This is a genomic window from Streptomyces sp. NPDC002588 (genome assembly GCF_040295925.1).
GTDB lineage: Bacteria > Actinomycetota > Actinomycetes > Streptomycetales > Streptomycetaceae > Streptomyces.
Window position 1 is genome coordinate 588,758 of the sequence record NZ_JBEOWF010000001.1, and the last position, 7,291, is coordinate 596,048.

General features: G+C 71.9%; 3 protein-coding genes. All 3 read right to left on the reverse strand.

Annotated features, from left to right (window positions below):
• Positions 1 to 6 precede the first annotated feature (6 nt).
• The 3 genes from ABT057_RS02675 to ABT057_RS02685 all read right to left on the reverse strand — a co-directional run bounded on the left by ABT057_RS02675 (position 7) and on the right by ABT057_RS02685 (position 7,031).
• On the reverse strand, positions 7 to 1,359 hold the full coding sequence (locus tag ABT057_RS02675) for a MarR family transcriptional regulator (RefSeq protein WP_352340566.1): 1,353 nt from the start codon (positions 1,357 to 1,359) through the stop codon (positions 7 to 9).
• On the reverse strand, positions 1,356 to 4,499 hold the full coding sequence (locus ABT057_RS02680; protein WP_352340567.1) for a family 20 glycosylhydrolase: 3,144 nt from the start codon (positions 4,497 to 4,499) through the stop codon (positions 1,356 to 1,358). Before ABT057_RS02680 ends, ABT057_RS02675 begins: the two co-directional genes overlap by 4 nt.
• 180 nt (positions 4,500 to 4,679) lie before the next feature.
• Positions 4,680 to 7,031, reverse strand: a complete 2,352-nt coding sequence (locus ABT057_RS02685; RefSeq protein WP_352340568.1) for a SpoIIE family protein phosphatase — start codon at positions 7,029 to 7,031, stop codon at positions 4,680 to 4,682.
• Between the last annotated feature and the right edge of the window lie 260 nt (positions 7,032 to 7,291).

Here is a 7,291-nt window from a genome sequence, read left to right on the forward strand (position 1 = left end):
CGGGGTTCACATGGTGTCGAGGGCGGGTCCGTCGCCCGAACCGGTCAGGGCCGCGACGATCGCCAGGCGGTACAGCCCTGTCGGCCGCCCCTTCCGACGGGGCTGGGCACATCCCTCGGAGATGACCAGACCGTGCGCGTGGAGTTTGCGGACCAGGCGCCGGCCGCTGGGATCGGTGATGGCCATGGCGTCGGCCAGTTCGCTCGGTGTGACGGTCCGTCCGGCCATGTCGTGCTCGATCGCGGCCAGCCTGGACAACGTTGCCGGACTCAGCCCGACGGCGCGCGCGAGTTCCCGCATACGGTCCCCCTGATCGCGGCGGGGCGGGACCGGCGGCTGGTCTCCCGGCCGTCCTGCCGAGTCCCCTCCCGGCCCGATCGGTCCGATGACCAGTCCGCCGTCCTCCATCAGATAGCCGCACGGCCGGTTCTCCGACTCGGCGCGGACGGCGGCCCGTTCGGCCAGTACCACCGAGGTGCGGGCCGAAGGTCCCACGCCGAAGCCGGCTGCCACCCCCACACCCAGCGACTCCCGGGCCCGGTCCAGCACCGGAACGACGTGCCAGTCACGGCTGAGGCGCTCGAACAGTGTCCGGCGCCCGAGGACCACCACGCCGCGCCGGCCGCGGTTCTCGATCCAGGCGTCGGTGAGTTCGGGCGTGGCCCGCAGCAGGTGCAGCAGGTCCATGCGGCTGCGCTCCGGATCACCGGGGCAGCCGTGCCTGCTGACGCAGAAGACACCCGCGGCGAACCCGGCGACACCCGCCCGCTCGGACCGGATGCGCAACAGCAGCTCGTGCAGTTCCGAGCGGATGCTGGACGGTGTGGGAGAGCCGTTCAGCACCCGCATCGCCCCGCGTAACTGCCGCAGCACCGCGGTGCGTGCGGTGATGACGTAACCGTCGCCGCCGTGGAGGGAGCGCCGGTGGAAGGCGCAGATCTCGTCGACGGTCTGGTCGTCGGCGTACGGCAGGCAGGTGACACGGGTGCGGTCGAGGTGCAGTGCCTCCGTCACCTCGGAGACCACCTCGTGGTCGAAGGTGTCGATGCTGACCGCGGCCGCCTGCCAGCCGCGGGCCTGCGCCTGGGCCAACGCCAGCGCCAGGTCGAGGGCGGAGCTGCGGGTGACCGCGATGGGGAGAGCGTGCGAGAGGACGTCGCGACAGGCGCGATACGGAACGGCACCGACCAGCAGTCCGTCCAGGGCATGCCCGTGAACGAGGCTCTGCACGCGGGGCCGGATCTCCCGCTCGTGCCCGTAGGTGACCCACTTCAGTGAGATTCCGGACAGCGGCTCGACAGCCTCCTCGAAGACCCCACGGCGGCTTGCGTGCACGACGAGTCCGATGGACAGGCTCACGACGCGCCCACGACCGTGACGCCGATCGGGTAGCTGCCGACCCGGATGGGCGGGCCCGTCTCGCCGTCGGCGGTCAGGATCGGCACCACGGTGCCGTCGGCGCCCACGGCGGCGTACGCCACCGTCCCGTCCGGGGTGTAGGCGATCTGGGTGGGCTGCAGACCGAGCAGGACGCTGCTGCGGACCTTGCCGGTGGCCAGGTCGACGAAGGCCGCGGTGTAGGTGTCGTTCACGCCCACGGCGAGGGTCTTGCCGTCCGGGCTGACGGTCAGGCCGAAGGGCGCGCCGCCGACGTCGATCGGGGTGCCCGGGGTCCTGGTGGCGGTGTCGATGGGCAGCACCGTCCTCGCCGTCTGCTCACCCACGTACACCGTGCCGCCGTCCGGGTCCATCGCGATGCCGAAGGGGTTGTCCGGCACCGGCACGGCGGTGCCCGCCGTACGGGAGGCCGTGTCGACGGGGACGACCTGGTTGCCGGTGCGGCAGGCGACCCAGAGGGTGGTGCCGTCCGGGCTGATGGCCAGGTTCTCCGGCCCGGCGCCGACGGTGATCTCCGGGCCCGCCGTCAGGGTGGCGAGGTCGACCGGCTGTACGGCGTTGTCGCTGTAGGCGGAGACCCACAGGGTCCTGCCGTCCGGAGACAGCGCCAGGCCGGCCGGGGTGGTGCCGACCGGCACCGTGGCGGTGACCTTGCGGGTGGCGGTGTCGATGACGCTGACCGACGCCGAGCCCTGGTTGGCGACGTACAGGGTCGTGCCCGAGGGGTCGGCGACGATCGTGCCGGGCAGTCTGCCGACGGTGATGGCGTCCTGCGCGGTGCCGGTGGCCAGGTCGATCGGGGTGACCGTGCCCGAGACGAAGTCGGCGTCGTACGCGGTGGCTCCCTTCAGGCTCGGCGCCGTGGTCATCGCCGAGCCGGTGGCACCCGCGGCGCCGGCTTCCGCGACGGCGACGGCGCGCAGTTGCGCGAAGCCGGTGGCGGCGTCGGCCGGGGCCGCCACGGACCACTTCAGCGTGGCGGTGGCGCCCGCGTCCAGCCGGGCCGGTGCGTCGCCTTCGGGCTGTGCCGTCCAGCCGTCGGGGGTGTGCAGTGACACGTCCGACAGGGCCGCCGGGCGGCTGCCGTGGTTGGTGAGCGACACGGTGGCGCCGGTCCGGCCGCCCGCGGGGACGACCGGGTCGTCGATCGTCAGTGCGCCCGTCACCTGCGAGGCGGCCGCCGCCACCGTCCACCGCTGGCCCCTGCCGCCGGTGTCGTAGCGCTGCACGAGCCCCGTACCCGCTTCCCCGGACGGGGCGGTCAGCACTCGTCCGCTGAGGTCGGAGCGGAGCACCAGTCCGCCGGCCGTCGGTTCCGCGAGCCACTTCTGGGCGTCCGAGTCGGCGGCGCAGTCGGCCGTGACGATGCGCGCGTCGTCCGCGTACGACTGACCGGCGACCTCTGCGCAGCGTCCGTCCGCCTGTGAGCGCAGGGTGTACACGCCCTCGGCGTCCTCCTGCAGCAGCCAGCCTCCGGCCGAGCCGGGGGCGGTCGCGGTGACGAGGGAGCCGGTGCGGTCCTCGGCCCCGTCCGCGACGGTGTACGAGCCGTCGCCCGCCCGCAGGGTGTAGACGCGGTCCGCCGCGACGGCGCCCGAGGTCCGGTAGCCGGGGGCGTGACCGATCGCCTGCTCGACCGGCTGGAAGTCCGTGTACGAGGAGACGAGCGGGGTGCCGCCCCAGTTCTTCTGGGCGAGTGCGCGGAGGGGGCCGAACATGCCCTGTTCGACGGTGTGTTGGCTGTCGCCGTAGGCGGCGGGCCATACGCCCATGGCGGCGCCCAGGAGGTGGGGGTCGTCGGCGGGAAGGGTGAGGCCGCCGCTGAAGAGGGAAGGGGTGAACGTCTCGTAGATCCACTGGGCGTTGGGCGGGCCGCCGCTGGCGTAGTAGAGGGAGTCGGAGACGTTGACGAGGTCGTTGCCGTTCGCGGCGATCTCGGCGGGGGTCGTCCGGCCGTCCTGGTGGATCCAGTAGTCGACGACGACGCCCGGGTCGAGCTTGGTGGGCATCCCCTCGTAGAGCTGGTCGTTCCAGACGTGCAGGGTACGGCCCTTGCTCGCGGCGTAGTCGTGGATCCGGTTCTGCCACAGCACCCAGGAGTCGGCGGCGGGCGCGTCGGAACCGGCTTGCTCGCGGGCCCACTTCACCAGCGAGGGGTACTGCTCGTAGGCGGCCGCGGAACTCAGGTACTCGTCGCCGCCGCCGTACCAGTCGCTGCCCGGGAACTGCGGCATCTGCTCGTCTAGGAGGGACTTGACGTACGGCAGCGCCTTCGGGTCTGCCATGTCCAGGTTGGACGGGTTGGCGGTGCCGGAGGCGTCGGCGGCCTGCAGCCCGGGGTGGGCGGCGAGGTAGTAGTCCATGTGGCCCGGTGTGCCGACCTGTTGGACGACCTGCACGTGGTAGCGCTTGCCCGCGCTGACGATCTGGCGGACCTGCGCGGGTGAGTACACAGGACCGGTGGCGGAGTCGTTCTCGGGGTGCGCCGTACTGGCGATCCGCATTTCCAGGTGCAGTTGGTTGTACTTCAGGTACGACATGTCCTTGATGAGCCGGACCAGCCACGGCACCGAGAAGAACTTGCTGCAGTTGCACAGGGAGATGCCGCGGTACGGATAGTCCGGCCAGTCCTTCGCCGTGCCGGCCGGGAGGGTGCGGTTCTGCGTGAGCATCTGCAGCACGGAACGCGTACCCCAGAACACTCCGGTGTCGGTCGCGCCGCTGATCACCGCGGTGGGGGCGACGGACAGGCGGTAGCCCTCGGCCTCGGGCCGCACGGCCGGATCGGTGCGCAGGACGACGTCGTGCGGACGGGCATGCCCCTTGGCGACGTCGACCTCCCGGCCCAGCAGGTCGCCGAGGTCGGTGGCGAAGGTGCGGGCGGTGGCGGCGAGCCGGGGATCGTCGGTCACCACGCGGGTCGAGGCGTCGGCGGTGAAGGATCCGGCGGAGCCGGCCGAGGTGGTCCACTGCTTCAGTGCGGGAATCGTCCAGGGTCTGCCGGCACCGGCCGCCACCGCGGGTGGCGCGGCTGACGACGCGCCCAGTACCAGCCCCGACACGACGAGCAGTGGCAGCAGGACACGGCGGATCGTGCTCATGCGGAACTCCTGCCCAAGGGGTGACTTCTGGATCTCCGGCGCCTTGATGATAGAAGCCACCCATTCCCGAGAACAAGATGAATCGTTGAACCAGCGCTGATCCTGCCGTCCGGTGCGCGAGGGCGGCGATCAGGCCGCCGTCGAAGGTGCAGGAAGTCATGTCCCGGTCAGCGGAAGGATTTATTGCCCCGGCGGCAGCGGCTGCTCGGCCCAGATCGTCTTCCCCGTGCGCGTCTGCCGGCTGCCCCATCGCCGCGTGAGCTGGGCGACCAGCATCAGACCGCGGCCGCCCTCGTCGTCCACCCGCGCACGGCGCAGATGCGGTGAGGTGGAGCTGCCGTCCGCCACCTCGCAGATCAGTGCGCGGTCGCGAATCAGCCGCAGCCGGATGGGCGGATCACCATAGCGGATGGCGTTGGTGACCAGTTCACTGACGATCAGTTCGGTGACGAAGACCATGTCGTCCAGTCCCCACCGCTCCAACTGCTCGGTGGCGTTCCGCCGAGCAGTGGCAACGTGCCCGGGATGCCGGGGCAGGTCCCAGTCGACCGCCTGGTCCGCACCCAGGGCACGGGTGCGGGCCAGCAGCAGTGCCACGTCGTCGCGAGGCCGCTCGGGCAGCAGGGACTTCAGCATCGCGTCGCACGTGGCCTCGAGGGAGTGGATCGGGTCGCCGAGCGCACGAAGCAGCTCCGCGGTGCCCCGGTCCGCGTCGACGTCACGGTCCTCGATCAGTCCGTCCGTGTACAGGACGATCACCGAGCCCTCGTCGAGCACGAGTTCCGTCGCTTCGAAGGGCAGGCCGCCGACACCCAGCGGGGGGCCCGCGGACATCGCGACGAGTTCCACCGTGCCGTCGGAGCGCCTGACGGCCGGCGGCGGATGTCCGGCGGCTGCCAGGGACAGGAGCCGCGAGACGGGGTCGTACACCGCGTACAGGCAGGTCGCGCACAGCTCCGCGATCTCCTCACCACCGCCTTTCTCCGTCGCCAGGGTGACCACGAGATCGTCCAGGTGGGTGACGAGTTCATCCGGTGGCAGGTCCACGTCTGCGAGGGTCCGTACGGCAGTACGCAGCCTGCCCATGGTCGCCGACGAATGCAGGCCGTGCCCCACCACGTCACCGACGACCAGGGCGACACGGCTGCCGGACAGCGGGATCACGTCGAACCAGTCGCCCCCGACCCCCGCCACGGAGTCGGCGGGGAGATAACGGTGCGCCACCGCCACGGCGGACTGACCGGGCAGCCGCTGCGGCAGGAGGCTGCGCTGGAGCGTCAGCGCGGTCGCCTGCTCACGGGCGTACCGGCGGGCGTTGTCCACACAGACGGCGGCGCGGCTGGCCAGTTCCTCGGCCAGGGCCACATCGTCAGCCGCGTACGCGTCCGGGCGCAGGGCGCGGGCCAGCACGGCGACGCCCAGCGTGGTGCCCCTGGCCCGCAGCGGCACCGCCAGCAGCGAGTGGACGGCGACGCCGCGCTCCCGAAGCGCGGCGCCTCGCGCATGGTGCTCGGCAACCCACCGGTCGAACTCCGGCTCCCCGGCCCCGCTGAGCACCGCGAGGCCGTCGTTCAGCGCCCGGATCGGCGGCGAGTACGGCGGATAGGCGTCCACCTCACCCGGGCCGGCCACCGTCTCCGGTGTCCCCGCGGTGCCGGACCGGTGCGCGACCCGGCGCAGCGCGATGCCGGCCTCCCCCGCGACCGGGTCGCTTCCCTGCGCCCTCACGACCCAGTCGAACAGGTCCACGCTCGCAAAGTCAGCGAAGCGCGGCACGACCAGCCCCACCAGTTCCTCCGCGGTCCGCACCACGTCCAAAGTGGTCCCGATGGCGGCCGCGGCCTCGTTCACCAGGACCATCCGCTGCCGGGCCCAGTGCTGCTCACTGCTGTCGAACGCCGCCGTGCCGACGGCGACCACCTCGCCGGACGCGTCCCGCACCGGCCACATCTCCACGTTCCAGGCGTGTTCCCGGCCGCCGGGGGCCGGACGGCCGTAGCCCTCGTAGTGCACGGCGGCGCCGGTCCGCACCACCTGCTCCTGATGACGCAGGTATCTTTCGATGTTGTCGTCATCCGGCATGAAGTCGACGAGGTCTCGCCCCACGAGATCGTCCTCGGCATGGCCCACCAATCGTTGGGCCGCGGCGTTGAGCCACAGAACGCGGCGCTCGGTGTCGAAGGCGGACAGCGCCAGCGACGCCTGCTGGAACACCTGCTCCGCCACCGTGGGCTCCGGCCGGCCGGGCATCGACGCGGTGACGAGAAAGGCCCTCGCCCCGCCTCGAGCGTCCCGCAGGGGAAAGGCTCGCAAGGCCAGCTCGATGGTGTGCCCATCTCTGTGCCGGACGCCCACCACACCGTGCAATCGGGCCACCGCGTGCGCCGAAGGAGGATCGTCCGCGAGCAGCTCCCTCGCCTCACGCCCCACGACGTCCTCGGCCGCGTAACCCGTGAGCCGTCGGGCCGCGTCGCTCCACCCGGTGATGATGCCGCCCTGATCGACGATCGCCACCGAGTCGATATGCCCCATAAGCCCATGGTGGAGGAGCCGACCGGCTACCTCAAGCGCTGGTGCGAGAGGGCGGTCGCCTCCCGGGTCGGCTCACGCCAGGCGGTCCAGCCGGCAGCGGAGACAGAACCCCCAGCGGACCGCCATCCCGCTGAGGCGACATGCCCGTGGCGTGTCGCCGCCCGCCTACGAGTTCGCGGGATCCGCAAGCGATGCGAACTGGTGCTTCAGGAACGCGCCCGACCAGGCCATCAGGTCGGAGGGGACGTAGTAGCCCTTCT

Excerpts from the sequence above, each read along its gene's own strand:
- ABT057_RS02680 (WP_352340567.1), bottom strand. The coding sequence starts at position 4,499 with ATGAGCACGATCCGCCGTGTCCTGCTGCCACTGCTCGTCGTGTCGGGG.
- ABT057_RS02685 (WP_352340568.1), bottom strand. The coding sequence starts at position 7,031 with ATGGGGCATATCGACTCGGTGGCGATCGTCGATCAGGGCGGCATCATC.